This window comes from Blastococcus sp. SYSU DS0510 (assembly GCF_054050835.1).
In genome coordinates, this window is record NZ_JBJHAC010000007.1 from 106,148 (window position 1) to 128,524 (window position 22,377).

Consider the following 22,377-nt stretch of genomic DNA (forward strand, 5'->3'; position numbering starts at 1 on the left):
AGCTCGCGGCGGGACCCTGCAAGGGGGCCAGGGTTTACCGATCGCCTGTTGCGTGGGTGAGGCCGCCGGTGGCGGCGACCGGACCGGCGGGGACGGCCGCTCCGGAGCGGGCCGCCTCGAGGCTCTCGCGCGCGGCGTCGACGACGGCCTGGTCGGTCAGGCCGAACTCCTCGTACAGCACGGTGTAGGCGGCGCTGGCTCCGTAGTGGGTGAGCCCGACGATCCGCCCGGCGTCGCCGACGAACTCGCGCCAGCCCATGGGCACGCCCGCCTCGACGCTGACCCGGGCGCGCACCGAGGGTGGGAGCACCTCGTCCTTGTAGGCCTGGTCCTGGTCGGCGAACCACTCGACGCAGGGCACCGAGACCACCCGGGTCGGGACGCCGTCGGCCTCCAGCCGCTCGCGCGCCGCCATCGCGATCTGCACCTCGGAGCCGGTGCCGAGCAGGATGACCTCCGGGCTGCCGCCCGAGGCCTCGGCCAGGACGTAGGCGCCGCGCGCCACGCCCTCGGCGGAGGCGAACTGCCCGCGGTCGAAGACCGGCAGGTTCTGCCGGGAGAGCAGCAGGCCGGCGGGCCGGTCGTTGTTCTCCAGGATCGTGCGCCAGGCGACGGTGACCTCGTTCGCATCGGCGGGCCGGACGACGTCGAGCCCCGGGATCGCGCGGAGCGCGGCGAAGTGCTCGATCGGCTGGTGGGTCGGGCCGTCCTCGCCCAGGCCGATGGAGTCGTGCGTCCAGACGTAGGTCACCGGCAGCTGCATGAGGGCGGCCAGCCGGACCGCGCCGCGCATGTAGTCGGAGAAGGTGAGGAACGTCCCGCCGTACACCCGGGTGCCGCCGTGCAGGGCGATGCCGTTCATCACCGCCCCCATGGCGTGCTCGCGGACGCCGAAGTGGATGGTGCGGCCGTAGGGGCCGCCGGACCACATCTTCGTCTGCCGGTCGGCGGGCAGGAACGACGGTTCGCCCTCGACCGCGGTGTTGTTGCTCTCCGCGAGGTCGGCCGAGCCGCCCCAGAGCTCCGGCAGCCGCGGGTAGAGGGCGGCCAGCACCTTGCCCGAGGCCTTGCGGGTGGCCACGCCCTTCTCGTCGGCGGGGAAGGAGGGCAGCTCCTCGGCCCAGCCGTCGGGCAGCCGGCGCTCGCGCATGCGGGCCAGCAGCGCCGCGCCCTCGGGGTTGCCCCGCTCCCAGTCGGCGAACGCCTCGTCCCACTCCGCCCGGTCGGCGCGGCCCTTCTCGACGACGGAGCGGGCGTGGGCCAGCACCTCGTCGTCGACCTCGAAGGTCCGCTCGGGGTCGAAGCCGAGGATCTCCTTGGTCGCCCGCACCTCGTCCTCGCCGAGCGCCGACCCGTGCGAGGCGCCGGTGTTCTGCTTGGTCGGTGCCGGCCAGGCGATGACGGTGCGCAGCACGATGAGCGAGGGCCGGCCGGTCTCGGCCTTGGCCGCGGCGAAGGCGGCGTCGACGGCGGCGAGGTCCTCGCCGTCGTCGACGTGCTGCACGTGCCAGCCGTAGGCCTCGTAGCGCTTGCCGACGTCCTCGGTGAAGGCGACGGTCGTGTCGTCCTCGATGGAGATCCGGTTGTCGTCGTAGACCAGCGTCAGGTTGCCGAGCCGCTGGGTGCCGGCCAGCGAGCAGGCCTCGCCGCTGACGCCCTCCTCCATGTCGCCGTCGGAGGCGAAGCACCAGACGTGGTGGTCGAAGAGGCTCTCGCCCTCTGCGGCGTCGGGGTCGAGCATGCCGCGCTCGCGGCGGGCGGCCATCGCCATGCCGACGGCGTTGCCGACGCCCTGGCCCAGCGGGCCGGTGGTGGTCTCCACGCCGGGGGTGTGGTTGACCTCGGGGTGGCCCGGGGTCTTCGAGCCCCAGGTGCGGAGCGCCTGCAGGTCCTCCACCTCGAGGCCGTAGCCGGACAGGAAGAGCTGCACGTAGAGCGTCAGGCTGGAGTGGCCCATGGAGAGCACGAACCGGTCGCGGGCGATCCACTGCGGGTCGCTGGGGTCGTGCCGCAACCACTTGTGGAACAGCAGGTAGGCGGTGGGCGCCATGCTCATGGCGGTGCCGGGGTGGCCGTTGCCGACCTTCTGGACGGCGTCCATCGCGAGCACCCGCGCGGTGTCGATGGCGCGGCGGTCGAGGTCGCCGAAGTCCTGGGGGAGGGTGGGCTGCGGCTGCGACGGGCTGCCGGTGGGCGCGTCGGTCGCGGCCTCGGCCGGCGCTTCCGGCCCGGTGCTGCGCGTGTCCATCTGGTCGGTTCTCCCTCGAGGTAGGCCTGACGTCGTGCCCGGGCGCGCGGCCGGCCGGCGGTGGCTGGTGCGGAGCCGGGGGGCGTGACGGCGTCGTCGTCGCCCCTACCCGCTGCACCGGCGGCAGCAACGTGATCAACCCTAGTCATCCGAGGTCATGCCGCGCGCCTGCCTCGGGACCGGCCGGGGCTACAGTGGGGGAGTTCCGCCTCCAGGCTCGAAGGGATCCCGTGGTGCCCTGCTGCCCGCGCGCGACCGCGCACGAGGGCACCCGGTGACGGCGCTCTCCGAGCGCATCGCCGCCCCTGCTCCCCGCCTCACCAGCCGGCTGCGTGCCCGCGTCGGCGCCTACGTCGGCCTCACCAAGCCGCGCATCATCGAGCTGCTGCTGATCACGACGGTGCCGGCGATGATGCTGGCCGACCGGGGTTGGCCGTCGCTGTCGCTGCTCTTCTGGACCCTGCTGGGCGGCACCTTCGCCGCCGGCGCGGCCAACGTCTTCAACTGCTACTTCGACCGGGACATCGACCGGTTGATGCAGCGGACCAGCAAGCGGCCGCTGGTGACCGGTGAGGTCACGCCGCGGGCCGCCCTCGTCTTCGGCTCCGTCCTCACGGTCGGCTCCATCGTGCTGCTGCTCCTGACGACGACGCCGCTGGCCGCGGTGCTCGCGGCGGCGGCGATCTTCTACTACGCCGTCCTGTACACGATGGTGTTCAAGCGGCACACCCGACGCAGCACCGAGTGGGGCGGCGTCCCCGGCGCGGCACCGGTGCTCATCGGCTGGGCGGCCGTGACCGGGTCGCTGGACTGGCCGGCGGTCGTGCTCTTCGGCGTCGTCTTCTGCTGGCAGATGCCGCACTTCTGGGCGCTGGCCCTCCGGTTCAAGGACGACTACGCCCGGGCCGACGTCCCGATGCTGCCGGTGGTGACCACCGCGCTGTCGGTCGGCCGGCAGTCGGTGGCCTGGGCCTGGGCGACCGCGGTGGTCTCGCTGCTGCTCTGGCCGGTGGCCGCCGACTACGGCATCGGGCTGGGTTACGCGATCCCGGCGGCGCTGCTCGGTGCCTGGTTCGTCGTGGAGTCCCACCGGCTGCTGGGCCGCATCAAGCGCGGCGGCGACATGAAGCCGATGCAGCTGTTCCACGTCTCGATCTCGTACCTGTCGCTGCTGTCGGTCGCGATCATCGTCGACGCCATCGTCTGAGCCCCGGCCGAGCGGGTGCGCCGGCGCCCGGTTCCAGCGCTCGGAACCCGGCCCCACCGCACACGCGCCTGCTCCGTCCACAGATCGACGCCGCTGCCGCCACGCAACCCGGCAGCCGGTCAGGGTCGCCGGGTGGCGTACGACATCGCGGAGCTGCTCGGACCCGACGGCTGGGCGACCCGCGCGCCGGGGATGCCCCGCTCCACCCAGCAGCGGCAGGTCACCGTCGGCGGCCGGACCCACCACCTGGACGCCGCGTACGACGACGTCCTGCTCGCCGTCGAGATGGACGGCGCGGCATGGCACGGTTCGCGGGAGCAGCGCGAGCGGGACATCCGCCGGGACGTGCTGCTCGCCACCGCCGGCTGGCAGACGCTCCGCTTCAGCCACCGCCGGCTGACGGCGTCGGCGCCGGTCAGCGGGCGGCGACCGCCGGCTCGGCGGGGGCGGTCACCGGCAGCTCGGACGCCGGCCCGCGGACCGACCAGACGAGCCGTGCGGTGTACGCGGTGATGAGCACGGCGCCCAGCATGTGCAGCAGCACGAGCAGGATCGGCAGGCCGGTGAAGTACTGGGCGTAGCCCACGACGCCCTGGGCCAGCTGGACGACCAGCAGGTCGCGGGCGGCCCGGCGGACCCGGCCGGGGGAGTCGGTCGCGTAGAGGGCGACGAGCAGGGCGACGGTGAGGCCGAGCAGCAGGAAGACGGCGTCGGCGTGCAGGTGGCTGACCAGCTCGGGGTCCAGCCCGGTGCGCCCGGCGTCGGGGTCGCCGCTGTGCGGGCCGCTGCCCGTCACGACCGTCCCCATCACCAGCACGAGGGCGGTGACGACGGCGATGGCGCGGACGAGGAGGCGGAACGGCGGCTTGAGCAGCGGCTGCCCGACCCCCGGCTCCCGTGAGCGCAGCCAGAGCACGGTGGTGAGCGCCACCAGGCCCATGGAGACGAGGAAGTGCGCCGCGACGGTCCACGGGTTCAGGCCGGTGAGGACGGTGATGCCCCCGACGACCCCCTGCGCGGGGATGCCGAGGAACGCGGCCACGGCCAGGGTGCGGAGATCACGGCGCGGCGACCGGACGACCACGACGACGAGCGCCACGGCGAGGACGGCGAGGACGAACGTCAGCAGCCGGTTGCCGAACTCCACCACTCCGTGGATGCCCATCTCCGGCGTCGTCACGAAGCTCTCGTCGGTGCACCGGGGCCAGGTGGGGCACCCGAGGCCGGAGCCGGTGAGGCGGACGACGCCCCCGGTCAGCACGATCGCCCCGTTGGCCACCACGTTCGCGAGGGCGACCCGGGAGATGGTCGTGGTGGAGAAGGAGGCGGGCAGGACCGGCACGCTCCGATGCTAGTTGACGGACGCCGCTGCCCCGCGGCCCGCGAGTCCGCCGCGGGGCCCTGCGGCCCGGGCGGCGTGAGGCTGATCACGAAGGCGTCCCGTCGGCGTCCTACTTAGGTCGGCCTTGCTTGCGAGGTCCCCGAAATAGGACACACTCGTGTTGTGGAAATTCTCGCGGCGCACCCCCGGCCGTCGGCGTCCGCCGACGACGGGCGCACCCGCGACCGCGTGAGCGGGCTGCTGCTCGAGCACGGGCCGCAGACCGCGACCGAGCTCGCCGACCGGCTCGGCGTCTCCCCGGCTGCGGTGCGCCGCCACCTCGACGCCCTGGTCGCCACCGGTCGCGTCGAGGAGCGGCAGGTACGGGACGCCCACCGCGGCCGAGGGCGCCCCGCCCGGCGCTTCCACCTCACCGACGCCGGCCGCTCCGCGTTCCCGCACGCCTACGACGACCTCGCGCTCACGGCGCTGCGCTACGTCGCGTCGGCCGGTGGCCCCGACGCCGTCCGCGCCGTCGCCGAGCAGCAGCTCGCCGGGTTGGAGGCGCGCGCCTCCAGCGCGGTGGACGCGGCCACGACCGGCAGCTCCGGTGCCCCGGCGGACCGCGCCCAGGCGCTCGCCGCCGCCCTCACGGCCGAGGGCTACGCTGCCACCGCCTCAGCGCTCTCCGGCGGTGGGCAGCTCTGCCAGCACCACTGCCCGGTGGCGCACGTCGCGGCGGAGTTCCCGCAGCTCTGCGAGGCCGAGACGGCGGTGATCGGGCGGCTGGTCGGCACGCACGTCCAGCGGCTGGCCACGATCGCCCACGGCGACGGGGTCTGCACCACCCACATCCCCGGGCCGGTGCTCCGCGGCAGCGGCCGGGGCCACATGCGCGAGGGGAACAGATCGACCCCTGAACGCCCTGTACCAGGTGAGCGAGCAGCGCCCGACCGCGCGCGCACCCGCACGACCGAGTCCACCAGCACCGCCCCCACGAACGACCGGGAGAGGACGCCCGCATGACCAGCACGCAGCAGCCGGTGACCACGCCGCTGACCCAGGACGAGCAGATCGACCAGCTCGGCCGGTACGAGTACGGCTGGGCCGACACCGACGTCGCCGGCGCCTCCGCCCGTCGTGGGGTCGACGAGGACGTCGTCCGCGACATCTCCGCGCGCAAGAGCGAGCCCGAGTGGATGCTCGAGCGCCGCCTCAAGGCCCTCAAGCTCTTCGGCCGCAAGCCCATGCCGGACTGGGGCTCGGACCTCTCCGGCATCGACTTCCAGAACATCAAGTACTTCGTGCGCTCCACCGAGGCCCAGGCGGCCTCGTGGGAGGACCTGCCCGACGACATCAAGAACACCTACGACCGGCTCGGCATCCCCGAGGCGGAGAAGCAGCGCCTGGTCTCCGGTGTCGCGGCCCAGTACGAGTCCGAGGTCGTCTACCACCAGATCCAGAAGGAGCTGGAGGACCAGGGCGTGCTCTTCCTGGACACCGACTCGGCCCTCAAGGAGCACCCGGACCTGTTCCGCGAGTACTTCGGCTCGGTGATCCCGTCCGGTGACAACAAGTTCGCCGCGCTGAACACCGCCGTCTGGTCGGGTGGCTCCTTCATCTACGTGCCGCCGGGCGTGCACGTCGAGATCCCGCTGCAGGCCTACTTCCGGATCAACACCGAGAACATGGGCCAGTTCGAGCGGACGCTGATCATCGTCGACGAGGGCGCCTACGTGCACTACGTCGAGGGCTGCACCGCGCCGATCTACAAGTCGGACTCGCTGCACTCCGCGGTCGTCGAGATCATCGTCAAGAAGAACGCGCGCTGCCGGTACACGACCATCCAGAACTGGTCGAACAACGTCTACAACCTGGTCACCAAGCGGGCCGTGGCCCACGAGGGCGCGACCATGGAGTGGGTCGACGGCAACCTCGGCTCCAAGGTGACGATGAAGTACCCGGCCGTCTGGATGACCGGCGAGCACGCCAAGGGCGAGGTCCTCTCCATCGCGTTCGCGGGCGAGGGCCAGCACCAGGACGCCGGCGCCAAGATGGTGCACGCCGCGCCGCACACCTCCTCGACCATCGTGTCGAAGTCGGTGGCGCGTGGCGGTGGCCGCACCTCCTACCGCGGCCTGGTCCAGATCGACGAGGGCGCCTACGGCTCCAAGTCCACGGTGAAGTGCGACGCCCTGCTGGTCGACACGATCAGCCGGTCGGACACCTACCCCTACGTCGACGTCCGCGAGGACGACGTGGCCATGGGCCATGAGGCGACGGTCTCGCGGGTCAGCGACGACCAGCTCTTCTACCTGATGAGCCGCGGCCTCTCCGAGGACGAGGCCATGGCGATGGTGGTGCGCGGGTTCGTCGAGCCGATCGCCCGCGAGCTGCCCATGGAGTACGCCCTCGAGCTGAACCGGCTCATCGAACTGCAGATGGAAGGTGCCGTCGGCTGATGACCGACCAGAACACCGGTACGACCGACCTCACCAGCCAGCCGAGCACCCTCGCCTCGGAGCTCTTCGCTCCGGGCGTGGGCGCACAGGCCGGTCCGCCGACCACCCCGGCTTCTGAGACCGGCACCGCCGGTGACGTGCAGCCTGGTGCGCACTCGCACGGTGGCCCCGCGCCGACCGGTTCGCCGGCCGAGCGGTTCACCTCGACCGCCCCGGACGCCTTCGGCGTGCCCACCGGGCGCGAGGAGACCTGGCGCTTCACCCCGATGAAGCGGGTCCGGGCGCTGCTCGACGGCGCCCCGTCCGACGCCCACCTGACCTGGACGACCGACCTGCCCGAGGGCGTCGAGCTCACCAGCGTCGAGGCCGGCGACCCGCTGCTGAAGGAGCTGCCCGAGCCGGTGGACCGGCTCGCCGCGCTGGCCCGCCAGCGCAGCGGCGGCGCCGCCGTCGTCCGGGTGCCCGCCGAGGCCCAGCTCGACCGGCCGGTCACGCTCGGCCTGGCCGGGTCCGGCTCCGACGAGGTCGTCTGGGGTCACCTGGTCATCGAGGTCGGCGCCTTCGCCCAGGCGACGATCGTGCTCGACCACAGCGGTCTCGCGAAGTACGCGGGCGGCGTCTCCGTCCTCGTCGGCGACAGCGCGCAGGTGCGGCTCGTCTCGGTGCAGGACTGGGCCCCGGGTGCGGTGCACGGCGGCCAGTACGACGCCGTCGTCGGCCGGGACGCCACCTTCACCCAGGTCGTGGTGACCCTCGGCGGCGACCTCGTGCGCCTGGTCAGCAACGTGCAGTACGCCGGCCCCGGCGGCAGCGCCGAGCTGTTCGGCGTCTACTTCTCCGACGAGACGCAGCACCAGGAGCACCGCCTCTGGGTCGACCACGCGGTGCCCAACTGCACGAGCAACGTGCTCTACAAGGGCGCGCTGCAGGGCGAGGGCGCCCGCACGGTCTGGATCGGCGACGTCCGCATCCGGCCCGCGGCCACCGGCACCGAGACCTACGAGCTCAACCGGAACCTCGTGCTCACCGATGGCGCGCGCGCCGACTCGGTGCCCAACCTGGAGATCGAGACCGGCGAGATCGTCGGCGCCGGTCACGCGAGCGCCACCGGCCGGTTCGACGACGAGCAGCTGTTCTACCTCTGCTCGCGCGGGATCGACGCCGAGACCGCCCGCCGCCTGGTGGTCCGCGGATTCTTCGCCGACGTCGTCCAGCGGATCGGCGTCGACGGGCTGCAGGACCGGCTGATGGCCGCGATCGACGAGCGCCTCGGCGCCCTGCCCGCCCTGGACGAGCAGCCGGTCGAGGTGTCCTGAGCCATGGCCTTCGAGCGCGTCTGCGCCCTCTCCGACATCAAGGAGCCGGGGTCGCTGCGGGTGGAGCTGGCGGACATCGACATCGCGGTGGTCCGGTACGAGGGTGCGGTCTACGCGCTCGAGGACCGCTGCTCGCACGCCGACGTCCCGCTCACCGACGGCGACGTCGAGACCTTCGACGGCGCACCCACGATCGAGTGCTTCCTGCACGGGTCGTGCTTCGACCTGCGTACGGGCGAGCCCACCAACCTGCCGGCCACCGAGCCGGTCCCCGTCTACCCGGTCCGCGTGGAGGGGGAGGACGTGTACGTCGACACAGAGGCCGACGGCGCCCTCCCCGCCGCGGCCGCCAACTGAGGAGCGAGAAGAAGTGTCCGTTCTGGAGATCCGCGACCTGCACGTCAGCGTGGGCGAGGGTGACGACGCCAAGGAGATCCTCCGCGGCGTCGACCTGACCGTCCGCTCCGGCGAGACCCACGCGATCATGGGCCCCAACGGCTCGGGGAAGTCCACCCTGGCCTACTCGATCGCCGGCCACCCGAAGTACACGATCACCGGTGGCACCGTCACGCTCGACGGCGAGGACGTCCTCGCGATGAGCGTCGACGAGCGCGCTCGCGCCGGCCTGTTCCTGGCCATGCAGTACCCGGTCGAGGTGCCCGGCGTCTCGGTGTCGAACTTCCTGCGCACCGCCGCCACCGCCATCAAGGGCGAGGCCCCGAAGCTGCGCACCTGGGTGAAGGACGTCAAGAACGAGATGGAAGCGCTCGAGATGGACCCGGTCTTCGCCGAGCGCAACGTCAACGAGGGCTTCTCCGGCGGTGAGAAGAAGCGCCACGAGATCCTGCAGATGCGGCTGCTCAAGCCCGCCATCGCGATCCTCGACGAGACCGACTCCGGCCTCGACGTCGACGCGCTGCGGATCGTCTCCGAGGGCGTCAACCGCACCCGCGAGGAGGGTGACGTCGGCGTCCTGCTGATCACCCACTACACGCGGATCCTGCGCTACATCAAGCCCGACTTCGTGCACGTCTTCGTCAACGGCAAGGTCGTCGAGGAGGGCGGCCCGGAGCTGGCGGAGAAGCTGGAGAACGAGGGCTACGCCGCCTACGGCAAGGGCATCACGGAGGTCGCGTCCGCATGACCACGACCGTCTCGCGTCCCGGAGCCGGGGCGCAGCGAGCGCCCCTGCCTCTGGACGTCGAGGCGATCCGGGCGGACTTCCCGATCCTGACCCGCACCGTCCGTGACGGAAAGCGGCTGGTCTACCTCGACTCCGGGGCCACCTCGCAGAAGCCGCGCCAGGTGCTCGACGCCGAGCGCTGGTTCTACGAGAACGTCAACGCCGCGCCGCACCGGGGGGCCCACCAGCTCGCCGAGGAGGCGACCGGCGCCTACGAGCAGGCGCGGGCGACGATCGGCGCGTTCATCGGGGCCCCCGAGAACGAGGTCGTCTTCACCCGGAACACCACCGAGGCGATCAACCTGGTCGCCTACGCGCTCTCCAACGCCGCCACGGCCAAGGAGCCGGAGTTCCGGACCTACGCCGTCGGCCAGGGTGACGAGATCGTGGTCACCGAGATGGAGCACCACGCCAACCTGATCCCGTGGCAGCAGCTCTGCGAGCGCACCGGGGCGACCCTGCGCTGGCTGGGGCTCACCGACGACGGCCGGCTGGACCTCTCCGACCTCGACACCGTGGTGAACGAGCGCACCAAGCTCGTGGCGGTCACCCAGCAGTCGAACATCCTGGGCACGATCAACCCGCTCGAGGAGATCGTCGCCCGGGCCCACGCGGTGGGCGCCCTGGTGCTGGTCGACGGCGCGCAGTCCGTGCCACACCAGCCGGTCGACGTCACCACACTCGGCGCGGACTTCCTGGTCTTCTCCGGGCACAAGATGCTCGGGCCCACCGGCGTCGGCGTGCTGTGGGGGCGCTACGACGTCCTCGACAAGCTGCCGCCGTTCCTGACCGGTGGCTCGATGATCGAGGTCGTGCGCATGGAGGGCAGCACGTTCATGCCGCCGCCGCAGCGGTTCGAGGCCGGCGTCCCGATGACCGCGCAGGTGATCGGGCTCGGTGCCGCGGTCGACTACCTGCAGGCCCTGGGCATGGAGACGGTGGAGGCGCATGAGCTCGCGCTCACCGGCTACGCGCTGGAGCAGCTCGCCGAGATCCCCGGTGTCACGGTGATCGGCCCGGCCGACACCGTCGCCCGCGGGGGAGCGATCTCCTTCACCGTCGAGGGCATCCACCCGCACGATGTCGGCCAGGTGCTCGACGACCTCGGCATCGCCGTCCGCGTGGGGCACCACTGCGCCTGGCCGGTGGTCCGGCGCTACGGCGTGCCGGCGACGACCCGGGCGACGTTCTACGTGCACACCGGCTACGACGACATCGACGCGCTGGCGGATGGAATTCGCGCGGCCCAGAAGTTCTTCGGAACGGTGTGAGGCGCATCTGATGCAGCTGGAATCGATGTACCAGGAGATCATCCTGGACCACTACAAGAACCCGCAGGGGCGAGGGCTCCGTGACCCGTTCGACGCCGAGGTGCACCACGTCAACCCGACCTGCGGCGACGAGGTGACGCTGCGGGTGAAGCTCGACGGCGACACGGTTGCCGACGTGTCCTACGAGGGGATGGGCTGCTCGATCAGCCAGGCCTCGGTCTCGGCGATGTACGAGCTCGTCGTCGGCAAGCCGGTGAGCCAGGCGCTCGAGACCGGCGAGCACTTCATGACCCTGATGCAGGCGAAGGGCGACCCGGCGGTCGCCGAGAAGCTCGAGGAGGAGCTGGAGGACGCCGTCGCGTTCGCCGGCGTCTCCAAGTACCCGGCTCGCATCAAGTGCGCGCTGATGAGCTGGATGGCCCTCAAGGACGCGTCCGCCCGAGCCCTGTCCACCACCGTGTCGGCCACCCACCCCACCACCCCGGCCGGAGGCCAGTGATGAGCGAGACCACCGAGAACGCGACGACGGAGAACGCGACGCCCGCCACCGACGGTGCGCCCGGCGACCTGCCCGCCTACAAGTCGGCGCTGATCGAGGACCTCGAGGAGGCGATGCGTGACGTCGTCGACCCCGAGCTCGGCGTGAACGTCGTCGACCTGGGCCTGGTCTACGGCCTCGACGTCGACGAGAGCAACGTCGCGATCATCGACATGACGCTGACCAGCGCGGCCTGCCCGCTGACCGACGTCATCGAGGACCAGGCGCGCCAGGCGCTGACCGGTGGCCCCGGCCCCGGCCTGGTCGACGACATCCGGATCAACTGGGTCTGGATGCCGCCGTGGGGCCCGGACAAGATCACCGACGACGGCCGCGAGCAGCTGCGCGCCCTCGGCTTCCGGGTGTAGCAACCCGCAACCGTGCGCTGAACGGGGTCATGGCAGCTGCCATGACCCCGTTTCGCGCACCACGGCGCCGGGTTCAGCCGCGGAACCGCACGGTGCCGCCGTCGGTCGCACTGAGACGGGCGGCGTCGAGCACCCTCGCCGACGCGATCGCGTCACGCGGGTCCACCGGAGCGGGCCCCAGCCCCCGGATGGCGCGCGCGAACGCCGGGTAGAAGCCGTCCCAGCTGCCGCGCTCGCTCGGGACGTGCTCACCGGCGTCCCCCCGGTGCAGCCTGCCCCAGTGCAGGGCCGGCTCGGCACCCCAGGCCGGACCGAGGGACGCAGGGGTGTGGCCGGCGAGCAGCAGCTCCTCCTGCACGTCCATGGGGCTGCCGCTGACGTAGCTGGCTGCCGTCCCGGTCACCCGGAAGCGCGGGCCGGGCGCCCCCTGGATCCAGCTGCCCCACAGGTGCGACCGCCCGCCCGCGACGTGGGTGAGGGCGACGAAGACGTCGTCGTCGAGCCCGTCGTCGCGCAGCCGCCACTCGGCGTAGACGGACGCGACCGGGCCCATGAGGACCAGGGCCTGGTCGACCAGGTGACTGCCGAAGTCGAGGAGCGTGCCCCCGCCCGAGGCACCCGGGCCGTCACCGGGAGCCAGCCGCTCGAACCGCGACTCGAAGCGGACGAGCTCGCCCAGCGTGCCGTCGCCGGCGAGCCGCCGCACGGTGAGGAAGTCCGAGTCCCAGCGGCGGTTCTGGTACGGCGCGAGCCGCAGCCCCAGCCGGTCGGCCAGCTCCACCGACCGGGTGGCCGCCGCGGCGTCGAGCGCGAACGGCTTGTCGCACACCACCGCCAGGCCCAGTTCCAGGGCCTGGTCGGTGAGCTCGCTGTGCGTGCTCGCGGGGGTGGAGATCGCCACCGCCTCGGCGCCGGCGGCGGCGAGCTCCTCCATCGAGTCGAAGGTGCGCCGGGCGTGCCCGTCCTGCGCCACCAGCGCCTTCCGTGCGGGGGACGAGGTCACCACCCCGAGGAGTTCGATCTCGCGAGCCGACCGCAGCAACGGGGCGTGGAACCAGCGCCCACCGAAGCCGTAGCCGACGAGGCCGACTCGGACGGGGGGCATCGGGTCGGGCGAGCTCATGCCGCCATCCTCTCCTGCCGCCGTCCGGCGTGGTCCGTGCGCGCGCGGCCGTGTGCGTCAGCCCTGCCGGCCCGCCAGCTCGGCGAAGGTGTCGGCGTCCCAGTCGGCGATGAACGTGCTCACGTGCGGCAGGTGGTCCAGGCCGATGTGCTCGACCACGCCCTCCAGATTCACGGCGTCGGCGAAGTCGAGGAAGGCATCGAGGTGCTCGGCGTCGCCGTCCTGGCGCCACGCAGAGGGCGAACCGCTTCTCGAAGGCCGCCGCGCGCGGGGCGTGGTAGCCGCCGAGCGACCAGCCGACGATGCCGATCCGTGCCGCGTCGACGTCGCTCCGGGCCTCGAGCCAGTCGACGGCGGCGCCGGGCCCAGACCTCCGTGTCGATGCGGGCGGTGAGCCCCTGCAGCCGCAGCGCCTCTGCCCGCTCGTGGTGCTGCGGCCGACGCGGGTCACCGGAGGTCGGCGAGGCGGGCGGCGAAGCCGGCGACCGGCGCGCGTTCGCGCACCACCCCCACGAACAGCAGCACGGTCCCGACCGCCAGCGCGGCGGCCAGCGGCCAGGGCAGTGCCCGCACCGCGAGGCCCAGCGCCAGCACCAGCGCCGACCCGGCCCCGACCAGGATGGGGGCGCGGACGCCGGCCCGGCTCCCCGCCACCATCGCCGCCGCGGCAGCGGCCAGCACGAGCACGGCCCGCGGGTCGTCGGGGGAGAGGACGGCGAGCGCGGTCGACGGGACCGCCGCCACCAGCAGGCCCGGGCCCCACGACGGCCACGACGCCTCCCGCCCGAGGGCCCGCCCCGCCGCCAGCAGCAGGCCTCCGGCGGCCGGGAGGGTGTACGCCTCCACCGTGCCGGTCCCGGCGAGGGCCGCGGCGATCCAGCAGGCCAGGACCAGCTGCGCCGCGCCCACCCGCCAGGCGGCCGTGGCGTCGGTCTCCATGCCGGTGTCGCGGGCGGCCGACCGGCCGGTCCACCACGCCCAGGCGAGCGTGGCCGCGCCCTGGACCGCGAGGTGCACCAGCACCTGGGCCCGGTCACCCCGGACCACGAGGAGGAGCACGGCCAGGGCGGCGACGAGCGCGGCGGCGGTGACCGTGGCCCGCCGGGAGTCCCGGTCCAGCACCGCGGCCGTGCCCAGCGCGGCCACGTACAGCGCGGTCAGCAGGACGGCGGCCCCCGCGGGGGAGGCCCAGCCGTCGGGCATGCCGAGGACGGCGGCCCCCGCCAGGCAGCCGACCGCCGTCGGCGCCGCCACCTCCCGGTCGTCGGGCCGCAGCGCCGCCACCCACACCGTCGGGGCCGCGGTGAGGACCAGCAGCAGCGCCAGCGCCGACCAGTGGGCGCCCGCGACCAGGCGGAGCACCGACAGCACGGCCAGCAGCACGCCCCCGCTCAGCGCCGCCGGCAGCAGCAGGCCGCGGCGCCACCCGCTCAGGGAGCCGGCCGGCACGGCGGCGGTCAGCACGCCGGCGAACCCGGCCACGGCGACGGCGACCGGCCCACCGGCGGCGGACGCCCCCGCGACGGCGGCGCCGGTCACCGCCCCGGAGACGACGGGGACCAGGCGTGGGGGCCCGAGCAGCACGTCCAGCGGTTCGCGCAGCCGGGCGAGCAGCAGACCGGCCGCGGCGCCCGCCACCAGCGCCGCGGCGATCCACCGCTCTCCGGCCGTGGCCGTCCACGCCTCGCGCAGGCCGGCCAGCACCCCGGCCGCGAACCAGGGAGCCGTCGTCGCCAGGACCAGCCGGGCCACCAGCGGCCGGGCGGAGAGCACGACCGCGAGCCCCGCCAGCGCCACCGCGAGCAGGAACTCGGTGCGCACGGCGGCCGCGACCCCGTCCAGCAGCCGCAGGACGGCGAGCTGCAGGCCGGCCCAGGCGGCGAGCGGCCAGGCGGCGGTGGCGGGGGAGACGCGCTGCAGCCCGACGAAGGCGCCGGCGAGGGCGAGCGGCAGCAGGGCGTCCCCGGTGCCCAGTGCGGCGACGTCCCCGGCCGCCAGGGCGAGGCCCGCGGCGCTGGCCGCGAAGGTCTCGGCCGAGCTGCGCAGCCGCGCGCGGTCGGCCCGGACGGAGACCGCGGCGGCGACCGCGGCGAGGACCAGGAGCGCCCCCTGCAGCAGCGGGCCGCCGTGGGCGGAGGCGAGCGCCGCGGCGCCGCTCACCAGCAGCACGGCGCCCACGGCCAGGAGCACCTGCGGCGGGCGGGCCGCGTACGGGAACGGCGGCGATACCGGGCGGGTCGTCCGCGCCTCCGGGGTCACCGGAGCACCCTGCCCGCGGGGGTGCCGCCCGAATCACGGCGAATCCGTTCGGAACCCGGCGGTCGAGCGCCTACCCTGGGTGCAGTGATCACGACGACCGGCCTCGAGCTGCGTGCCGGCGCCCGCATCCTCATCAGCGAGGCCTCCCTGCGGGTGCAGCCCGGTGACCGCATCGGGCTCGTCGGGCGCAACGGCGCCGGCAAGACCACGACGCTCACCACCCTGGCCGGCGAGCGCCTGCCGCACGCCGGGAAGGTGGAGGTCAGCGGCGAGATCGGCTACCTGCCGCAGGACCCGCGCAGCGGCGACCTCGACATCACCGCCAGCGACCGGGTGCTCTCCGGCCGCGGCCTGGACGTCCTGAAGGCGCAGCTGGTCAAGGCCCAGATCGCCATGGCCGAGCCCGCGGACGACGACGAGCGCGACCGCGCCGTCCGCCGCTACGGCCGGCTCGAGGACCAGTTCGCCGCGCTGGGCGGGTACGCCGCCGAGAGCGACGCGGCGCGCATCTGCACCAACCTGGGCCTGCCCGACCGCGTGCTGGCCCAGCCGCTGCGCACCCTGTCCGGCGGTCAGCGCCGCCGCGTCGAGCTCGCCCGCATCCTCTTCTCCGACGCCGAGACCCTGCTGCTCGACGAGCCGACCAACCACCTCGACGGCGACTCGATCACCTGGCTCAAGGGGTTCCTGGGCGGCCACAAGAGCGGGCTCATCGTCATCAGCCACGACGTCGAGCTGCTCGACGCCGTCGTCAACAAGGTGTGGCACCTGGACGCCAACCGGGCCACCGTCGACGTCTACAACCTCGGCTGGAAGCCCTACCTGGCGCAGCGGGAGACCGACGAGCGGCGCCGCAGGCAGGAGCGGGCCAACACCGAGCGCAAGATCGACACGCTGAACGCCCAGGCCGACAAGATGCGCGCCAAGGCCACCAAGGCCAAGGCCGCCAAGAGCATGGACAAGCGGGCCGAGCGCCTGGCCGCCGGCCTGGCCGACGTGCGGGTGCAGGACAAGGTCGCCAAGCTGCGCTTCCCGACGCCGGCCCCGTGCGGCAAGACACCCCTCACCGCGGAGGGGCTCTCCAAGAGCTACGGCTCGCTGGAGATCTTCACCGACGTCGACCTCGCGGTGGACCGGGGCGCGCGCGTCGTCGTCCTCGGGCTCAACGGGGCGGGCAAGACCACGCTGCTGCGGATGCTCGCCGGCACCGAGAACCCCGACACCGGCGAGGTCAAGGCCGGCCACGGGCTGCGGGTGGGCTACTACGCCCAGGAGCACGAGACCCTGGACATGGACCGGACGCTGCTGGAGAACATGCGCTCGTCCGCGCCCGACAGCACCGACACCGAGCTGCGGCGCATCCTCGGCGCCTTCCTGTTCTCCGGCGAGACGGTCGACCAGCGCACCGGCACCCTCTCCGGCGGCGAGCGCACCCGGCTGGCGATGGCGACGCTGGTCGTCTCGGGGGCCAACGTGCTGCTCCTCGACGAGCCGACCAACAACCTGGACCCGGCCAGCCGCGAGCAGGTGCTCGAGGCGCTGCGCACCTACGCCGGCGCGATCGTGCTGGTCACCCACGACGAGGGTGCGGTGCGGGCGCTGGACCCGGACAAGGTGATCCTGCTGCCCGACGGCACCGAGGACGCCTGGAGCGAGGACCTCGCGGACCTGGTCGAGCTGGCCTGACCCTCTGTCGGCCTCCGGCCGACACGGCGGCCAGGTGCCGTCCCCCTGCTGCGCGGAGCGCGTCCCTGGCGCTCGCCGGGGACCCTCCGGGCCCGGCTCGGAAGGCCGCTTCACATGGCCGACGTCACGCGTCTGGGTGATCATGGGGAGGCGGGCGCCGTGGTCGACGGGACGACGGTGACAGCCAACTACGGGCCGCCACCCCCCATCGGCACGCCGGTGGGCCGGTCGGTGGCCGACACGGAGGGGAGCCATGGCCGACACGAGCACTGCGGACCTCGGCAAGGGCAAGCGGATCACCGGCGGTGACCGGTCGACGCTCGCCGACGAGCTGCGCAAGCGGTACGACGAGGGGGAGAGCATCCGCTCCCTGGCCACCTCGACGAACCGGTCCTACGGCTTCGTGCACCGGCTGCTCTCGGAGTCCGGGGCCTCGCTGCGCAGCCGCGGCGGGGCCAACCGGAACAGCAAGAAGGCGTGACCCCCGACCCCACCGATCCCCCCACGCCCGGCTGGGTGCGGAGCAGTCGCGACGGCGCCGTCCTCACCGTCACCCTCGACCGCCCGGAGCAGCTCAACGCCCAGACGCCCGCCACCTGGCAGGCGCTGGCCGACGTCGGCGCGGCGCTGGACGAGGACGTCCGCGTCGTGGTCCTGCGCGGCTCGGGCCGGTCCTTCTCGGCCGGGCTCGACCGCAGCATGTTCGAGACCGGCAACGGCAGCGGCGGTGGGCTGGGCGAGCTCGTCCGGCTGCCGGTCGACGAGGCCCAGGAGCGGATCCGCGGCTACCAGGCCGGCTTCCGCTGGCTCCGCTCACCGGGCGTCGTCTCGATCGCCGCGGTGCAGGGCCACGCCATCGGCGCCGGCGCGCAGCTGGCCCTCGCCTGCGACCTGCGGGTGTTCACCGACGACGCCCAGCTCCGGCTGCCCGAGGTGACGCTCGGCCTGGTGCCCGACCTGACCGGGACCAGCACCTTGGTCGAGCTCGTCGGCTACTCGCGGGCGCTGGAGCTGTGCATGACCGGTCGCGCGGTCGGCGCCACGGAGGCCCAGGCGATCGGCCTGGCCACGGTCGTCGTGCCGCGGGGGGAGCTGGACGACGCCGTCGCCGACCTAGCCGCGGCGCTGGTGGCGCCGCCGGTGGGCGCCAGCCGGGCCACCGCCGCGCTGGTCCGCTCCGCCGTCCGCAACGACCCGGAGAGCCAGGACGCCGCCGAGCGGGCCGCCCAGGTGCAGCGGCTGCACGATCTCGTCAGGGGCCGCTGAGACACTCCCAGGAACAAGCGCGGTCGCGCCCCGGTTGCAGATGCCGCCGGGGCGCGGCCCCGGGGACGAGGGAGGTGGCATGGACGTGAGCCAGTCCATGACCTCCATGGCGGCGATGCGGTCCTTCAGGCGGGACCCGTCGGTGACCGCTCGGCAGCTGCCCAAGGGGACCGTCCGCCGGATCATCGGCATCGCCCGGCCCTACCGGCGCGAGCTGACCCTCTTCCTGCTGCTCGTCGTCGGCTCCTCGGTGATCGGCGTGATCACGCCGCTGCTCGCCGGCAACATCGTCAACCGGATCGCCGGGCTGGAGGGCACCGCCGGCGACATCGTCCAGATCGCGCTGGTCATCGCCGGCCTGGCCGTGGTCGACGCCGGGATCTCGCTGGGCACGCGGTGGTACTCCGCGCGCATCGGCGAGGGCGTCATCTACGACCTGCGCAGCCAGGTCTTCGAGCACGTCCAGCGCATGCCGGTCGCCTTCTTCACGCGCACGCAGACCGGCGCGCTGGTCAGCCGGCTCAACAACGACGTCGTCGGGGCGCAGCAGGCGTTCACGTCGACGCTGTCGGGCGTCGTCAGCAACGTCATCGGGCTGGTGCTCACCGCGGGCGTCATGCTGACGCTCTCGTGGCAGATCACGCTGCTGTCGCTGGTGCTCGTGCCGCTGTTCGTCCTGCCTGCCCGCCGCATCGGCCGCCGGCTGCAGGAGATCACCCGGGAGTCCTACTCCCTGAACGCGTCGATGAACGCGACGATGACCGAGCGGTTCAACGTCGCCGGCGCGCTGCTGGTCAAGCTCTTCGGCCGGCCGAGCGCCGAGGCGGAGTCCTTCCGCGGCCGGGCCGCGCGGGTGCGCGACATCGGCGTCCTGTCGGCCATGTACGGGCGCACCTTCTTCACCGCGCTGACGCTGGTGGCGGCGCTGGCGACCGCGCTGGTCTACGGCCTCGGTGGCTGGCTGGCGTTCACCGGGCAGCTGAGCGCCGGCGACGTCGTGGCGCTCGCGCTGCTGCTGTCACGGCTCTACGGGCCGCTGACCGCCCTGTCGAACATCCGCGTGGACGTCATGAGCGCGATGGTCAGCTTCGACCGCGTCTTCGAGGTGCTCGACCTGCCGCCGATGATCCGCGAGGCGCCCGACGCCGTCCCGGTGCCGGCCGACGACCGGTCCATCGAGTTCGAGTCCGTCTCCTTCGGCTACCCGGCCGGCGCGGACGTCTCGCTGCCGTCGCTGGAGGAGGTGTCGCTGCCCGAGCACGGCGGCCCGGTCGACGTCCTCCACGACATCTCCTTCCGCGTCGCCCCCGGGCAGCTCGTCGCCCTGGTCGGGCACTCGGGTGCGGGCAAGTCGACGATCGCCAACCTGGTGCCGCGGCTGTACGACGCGACCGGCGGGACCGTGCGGGTGGGCGGCGTGGACGTGCGGCGGGCGACGCTGGCCTCGCTGCGCGACGCGGTCGGGGTGGTCAGCCAGGACGCCCACCTGTTCCACGACACCATCGGCGCCAACCTGCGCTACGCGCGCCCGGAGGCGACCGAGGAGCAGCTGTGGGACGCGCTCACCGGCGCCCGCATCGCCGACCTCGTGCGCTCGCTGCCGGAGGGGCTGGAGACGGTGGTCGGCGACCGCGGCTACCGGCTCTCGGGCGGCGAGAAGCAGCGGCTGGCGATCGCCCGGGTGCTGCTGAAGGCTCCTGGCATCGTGATCCTCGACGAGGCGACCGCCCACCTGGACAGCGAGTCCGAGGCCGCGGTGCAGCACGCGCTGGACACCGCGCTGGCCGGCCGGACGTCGCTGGTCATCGCGCACCGCCTCTCGACCATCCGCAGCGCCGACCAGATCCTGGTCATCGACGATGGCCGGATCGTCGAGGCGGGCACGCACGAGGAGCTGCTGGCGCGCGAGGGCCGCTACGCCGATCTGCACCGCACCCAGTTCGCGCAGAGGGAGCCCCGCTCCGTCGTCGTCGGGTGACCCGACCAGGCCCCGGTGCCGATGGCGCTGCGCGCACGACCGGGCACGCATCGTGGCGGGCGCTCGGTGGTCGGCGCGTCGCACCCGATCGGGCGGCGCGGAACACCGGCGAGCGTCGAACGGTGAGGTCACCCGGACCACTAGCGTCACACCTGTCCCAGGCGGCCGCAGCCGGGACACGTGGCCGGGCTGGCGCGGCCACGCAGGACCGCAGCAGGCGTCGGCACGCACCGGCGAACGCCAGCGAGGAGGAGACGTGACCGCAGCGCACCCGCAGGACGCCCAGATCCAGGCTCTGTACGCGGAGTTCATCGACGGTTGGAACCGGCGCAGCGGCGCGGGGGTGGCGGCCGGCTTCGCCGACGACGGGGACATCATCGGGTTCGACGGGAGCCACCACCGCGGCCGGCTCTCCATCGCGGCGGACCTGCGCCAGGTGTTCGCGTCGCGCCAGACCCCCGCCTACGTGGCCGTGGTCCGCTCGGTCCGCCCGGTCGGCGACGGCGTCGCGATGCTCACCGCGCACGCCGGCATGATCCCGGCGGGCGCCAGCGACCTGGACCCGGAGCTCAACGCCGTCCACACGATGGTCGCCGTGGACGAGGGGCGCGGCCGGTGGCGGATCTCGCTGTTCCAGGTCACCCCGGCGGCGTGGCACCAGCACCCCGAGGCGCGCGAGGCCCTCACCGAGGAGCTGCGGGGGCTGCTCATCCCGCAGTGAGCCGGGCTCAACCGACGATCGCGTCCACCCGGACCTCGTCGACCTGCTCCACCCGCGCCCGCGCGCCCTCGCGGCCGATGTCGGCGATCACCCCGCCGGAGACCGAGAGGGCGATCTCCATGGCGGCGGGCGGGCCGATGGCGCGGAACTCGTAGGGCGAGCTCAGCGGCCGGCCGTCGATGCGCAGCGCGCCGGGGGAGCCCGTCACCGCGCTGGAGACCACGACCCGCACGCCGTCGACCTCGAGGGCCTCCGCGCCGGCGCCCCGCAGTTCCTGGAGGGCACCGAGGACGACCGAGGCGGGGACCGTGCCGTCGGGGTCCTGGACGGTCAGCACCACGCCCGGACCGCTCGCCGGGAGGGTCCCCGCCAGGATGCCGATGGCCTCCGCGCGGGAGCGCGCCTCCTCGAGCACGCTGCCCGACTCCTCCTGGCCGCTGCCGAGGTCGTCGAGGGTCTGCCGGGTGTCGCCGATCTCCTGGCGGAGGGCCTCCTCGCGGGCGTTGAGCTCGTCCAGGAGGAGGACGAGGTCCGCCTCCCGGCGCACGTCCTGGTCGGTCGGCTCGGCGGTGTTGCGGATCTGGACGGTGAGGGCGAACCCCAGCGCCACGGTGAGCGCCGCGGTGGCCGCCACGGCGACGGGCCGGCTCCACGAACGGACCGACCATGACCCTCCGGTGGAGGTCGAGGGTTGCGCGGCGGTGGTCCGGCCCGAGCCAGCCGTGCCGTCCTCGGCGCCCGCCGCCGCGCCGTCCTCGGTGCCGAGGTCCTCTGCGACCTGAGGCGGCACCTCGCCGGCGGGATCGGCGTCCCTGCGCGCGTCCCCGTCCATCGCACTCCACAGTAGGTCAGCGGTCGGGACCGCCGGCGACGCCCGCTGCTTCCAGCAACTGCAACGAGGTGACCGGTCGGAACCCGGACCGACCCGAGGGGCCGCGCGGTGGGGCCATACTCCTGCCGTGCCGACCTCGACCGCCCGCGACCTCGGTGCCCTGGTGCTCGCCGCGGTGGCCGGGGCGGCCCACCTGGTGGTCGGCTACTTCTACCTGGTGAGCGGGCTCGCCGTGCCGTTGTACGCGCTGCTCCCGCTCTGGGTGCTCTGGCTGGTGCTCGCGGCGTGGCTGATCCGGCTCGCGCTCGCCCGTTCCTGGTGGACGCCGCTGGTGCCGGTGAGCGCGGCCGCGGTGCTCGTCCTCACGGTCGCGGTCGGCGGCGGGCTGCTCGGCTGGCAGGCCTGAGCCGGGCCGTGCGCCGGGGGCTCAGCCGCCCGGGCGGTGGAACTCGTCCGGCGCCGCGGCGGCGCGCACCTCGGCGTGGTGGGTGCGGAGGGCGTGCAGCACGGCCCGGTTCACCACCCGGTAGAGGGTGTACAGAATGAGTGCCACGAGGGCGAGATGGATGCCGAGGCCGATCAGCGAGGTCACCGCGGC

At 73.7% G+C, this 22,377-nt stretch carries 22 protein-coding genes; 16 read left to right on the forward strand and 6 right to left on the reverse strand.

Features of this window, described 5'->3' with window-relative positions; all coding sequences use genetic code 11:
* Window positions 1-34: 34 nt before the first annotated feature.
* Window positions 35-2,248, reverse strand: a complete 2,214-nt coding sequence (tkt, locus tag ACI79P_RS07970; protein ID WP_456580496.1) for a transketolase — start codon at window positions 2,246-2,248, stop codon at window positions 35-37.
* 274 nt (window positions 2,249-2,522) lie between these two features.
* On the opposite strand from tkt, the gene ACI79P_RS07975 reads away from it, so the two are divergent.
* Window positions 2,523-3,455 carry a heme o synthase gene (locus tag ACI79P_RS07975; protein WP_456580497.1) on the forward strand — a complete coding sequence of 311 codons (933 nt, stop codon included), beginning with the start codon at window positions 2,523-2,525 and terminating at the stop codon, window positions 3,453-3,455.
* A gap of 132 nt (window positions 3,456-3,587) precedes the next feature.
* Window positions 3,588-3,968, forward strand: coding sequence for an endonuclease domain-containing protein (locus ACI79P_RS07980; RefSeq protein ID WP_456580498.1), 381 nt, complete (start codon window positions 3,588-3,590; stop codon window positions 3,966-3,968).
* Here ACI79P_RS07980 and ACI79P_RS07985 read toward each other — a convergent pair.
* Entirely contained in the window at window positions 3,871-4,797 is a 927-nt protein-coding gene (locus tag ACI79P_RS07985) for a COX15/CtaA family protein (protein ID WP_456580499.1), read from the reverse strand. The genes ACI79P_RS07980 and ACI79P_RS07985 overlap by 98 nt on opposite strands.
* A gap of 162 nt (window positions 4,798-4,959) precedes the next feature.
* Between ACI79P_RS07985 and ACI79P_RS07990 the strand changes: the two genes are divergently transcribed.
* From ACI79P_RS07990 to ACI79P_RS08025, 8 genes are read left to right on the forward strand one after another with little or no spacing between them, the layout of a single operon-like run.
* Window positions 4,960-5,802 carry a helix-turn-helix transcriptional regulator gene (locus tag ACI79P_RS07990; protein ID WP_456580500.1) on the forward strand — a complete coding sequence of 281 codons (843 nt, stop codon included), beginning with the start codon at window positions 4,960-4,962 and terminating at the stop codon, window positions 5,800-5,802.
* Window positions 5,799-7,238, forward strand: a complete 1,440-nt coding sequence (gene sufB, locus ACI79P_RS07995; RefSeq protein WP_456580501.1) for a Fe-S cluster assembly protein SufB — start codon at window positions 5,799-5,801, stop codon at window positions 7,236-7,238. The genes ACI79P_RS07990 and sufB overlap by 4 nt, the downstream gene beginning before the upstream one ends.
* Window positions 7,238-8,554, forward strand: coding sequence for a Fe-S cluster assembly protein SufD (gene sufD, locus ACI79P_RS08000; protein WP_456580502.1), 1,317 nt, complete (start codon window positions 7,238-7,240; stop codon window positions 8,552-8,554). The genes sufB and sufD overlap by 1 nt, the downstream gene beginning before the upstream one ends.
* A gap of 3 nt (window positions 8,555-8,557) precedes the next feature.
* Window positions 8,558-8,911: a Rieske (2Fe-2S) protein gene (locus ACI79P_RS08005; protein ID WP_456580503.1), complete on the forward strand. Its 354-nt coding sequence runs from the start codon at window positions 8,558-8,560 to the stop codon at window positions 8,909-8,911.
* Window positions 8,912-8,924: 13 nt separating this feature from the next.
* On the forward strand, window positions 8,925-9,698 hold the full coding sequence (sufC, locus tag ACI79P_RS08010; RefSeq protein WP_456580504.1) for a Fe-S cluster assembly ATPase SufC: 774 nt from the start codon (window positions 8,925-8,927) through the stop codon (window positions 9,696-9,698).
* Complete coding sequence (locus tag ACI79P_RS08015; RefSeq protein WP_456580505.1) at window positions 9,695-11,008, forward strand: cysteine desulfurase; 1,314 nt, start codon at window positions 9,695-9,697, stop codon at window positions 11,006-11,008. Before sufC ends, ACI79P_RS08015 begins: the two co-directional genes overlap by 4 nt.
* A gap of 10 nt (window positions 11,009-11,018) precedes the next feature.
* The gene (sufU, locus tag ACI79P_RS08020; protein ID WP_456580506.1) at window positions 11,019-11,507 is read left to right on the forward strand and encodes a Fe-S cluster assembly sulfur transfer protein SufU; all 489 of its coding nucleotides are present in this window, start codon (window positions 11,019-11,021) and stop codon (window positions 11,505-11,507) included.
* The gene (locus tag ACI79P_RS08025; RefSeq protein ID WP_456580507.1) at window positions 11,507-11,914 is read left to right on the forward strand and encodes a metal-sulfur cluster assembly factor; all 408 of its coding nucleotides are present in this window, start codon (window positions 11,507-11,509) and stop codon (window positions 11,912-11,914) included. Before sufU ends, ACI79P_RS08025 begins: the two co-directional genes overlap by 1 nt.
* A gap of 73 nt (window positions 11,915-11,987) precedes the next feature.
* Here ACI79P_RS08025 and ACI79P_RS08030 read toward each other — a convergent pair whose 3' ends face one another.
* Entirely contained in the window at window positions 11,988-13,037 is a 1,050-nt protein-coding gene (locus tag ACI79P_RS08030; RefSeq protein WP_456580508.1) for a Gfo/Idh/MocA family oxidoreductase, read from the reverse strand.
* A gap of 447 nt (window positions 13,038-13,484) precedes the next feature.
* A complete protein-coding gene (locus ACI79P_RS08035) occupies window positions 13,485-15,296 on the reverse strand; it encodes an SCO7613 C-terminal domain-containing membrane protein (protein ID WP_456580509.1) in 1,812 nt (603 codons plus the stop codon).
* A gap of 84 nt (window positions 15,297-15,380) precedes the next feature.
* Between ACI79P_RS08035 and ACI79P_RS08040 the strand changes: the two genes are divergently transcribed.
* From ACI79P_RS08040 to ACI79P_RS08060, 5 genes are all read left to right on the forward strand, one after another.
* Entirely contained in the window at window positions 15,381-16,982 is a 1,602-nt protein-coding gene (locus ACI79P_RS08040; protein ID WP_456580510.1) for an ABC-F family ATP-binding cassette domain-containing protein, read from the forward strand.
* 253 nt (window positions 16,983-17,235) lie between these two features.
* Window positions 17,236-17,463 carry a helix-turn-helix domain-containing protein gene (locus ACI79P_RS08045; protein ID WP_347057180.1) on the forward strand — a complete coding sequence of 76 codons (228 nt, stop codon included), beginning with the start codon at window positions 17,236-17,238 and terminating at the stop codon, window positions 17,461-17,463.
* Window positions 17,460-18,248, forward strand: a complete 789-nt coding sequence (locus ACI79P_RS08050; RefSeq protein ID WP_456580511.1) for an enoyl-CoA hydratase/isomerase family protein — start codon at window positions 17,460-17,462, stop codon at window positions 18,246-18,248. Before ACI79P_RS08045 ends, ACI79P_RS08050 begins: the two co-directional genes overlap by 4 nt.
* Before the next feature lie 79 nt (window positions 18,249-18,327).
* A complete protein-coding gene (locus tag ACI79P_RS08055; RefSeq protein ID WP_456580512.1) occupies window positions 18,328-20,226 on the forward strand; it encodes an ABC transporter ATP-binding protein in 1,899 nt (632 codons plus the stop codon).
* A gap of 256 nt (window positions 20,227-20,482) precedes the next feature.
* Window positions 20,483-20,947 carry an SgcJ/EcaC family oxidoreductase gene (locus tag ACI79P_RS08060; protein WP_456580513.1) on the forward strand — a complete coding sequence of 155 codons (465 nt, stop codon included), beginning with the start codon at window positions 20,483-20,485 and terminating at the stop codon, window positions 20,945-20,947.
* 7 nt (window positions 20,948-20,954) lie between these two features.
* Here ACI79P_RS08060 and ACI79P_RS08065 read toward each other — a convergent pair whose 3' ends face one another.
* Entirely contained in the window at window positions 20,955-21,779 is an 825-nt protein-coding gene (locus tag ACI79P_RS08065; RefSeq protein ID WP_456580514.1) for a DUF881 domain-containing protein, read from the reverse strand.
* A 127-nt stretch (window positions 21,780-21,906) separates the two neighbouring features.
* Here ACI79P_RS08065 and ACI79P_RS08070 point away from each other — a divergent pair, with 127 nt between their 5' ends.
* Complete coding sequence (locus tag ACI79P_RS08070; protein WP_456580515.1) at window positions 21,907-22,185, forward strand: hypothetical protein; 279 nt, start codon at window positions 21,907-21,909, stop codon at window positions 22,183-22,185.
* Between the two features lie 21 nt (window positions 22,186-22,206).
* On the opposite strand, the gene ACI79P_RS08075 is transcribed toward ACI79P_RS08070, so the two are convergent.
* The gene (locus ACI79P_RS08075) at window positions 22,207-22,371 is read right to left on the reverse strand and encodes a hypothetical protein (RefSeq protein ID WP_456580516.1); all 165 of its coding nucleotides are present in this window, start codon (window positions 22,369-22,371) and stop codon (window positions 22,207-22,209) included.
* Window positions 22,372-22,377 lie beyond the last annotated feature (6 nt).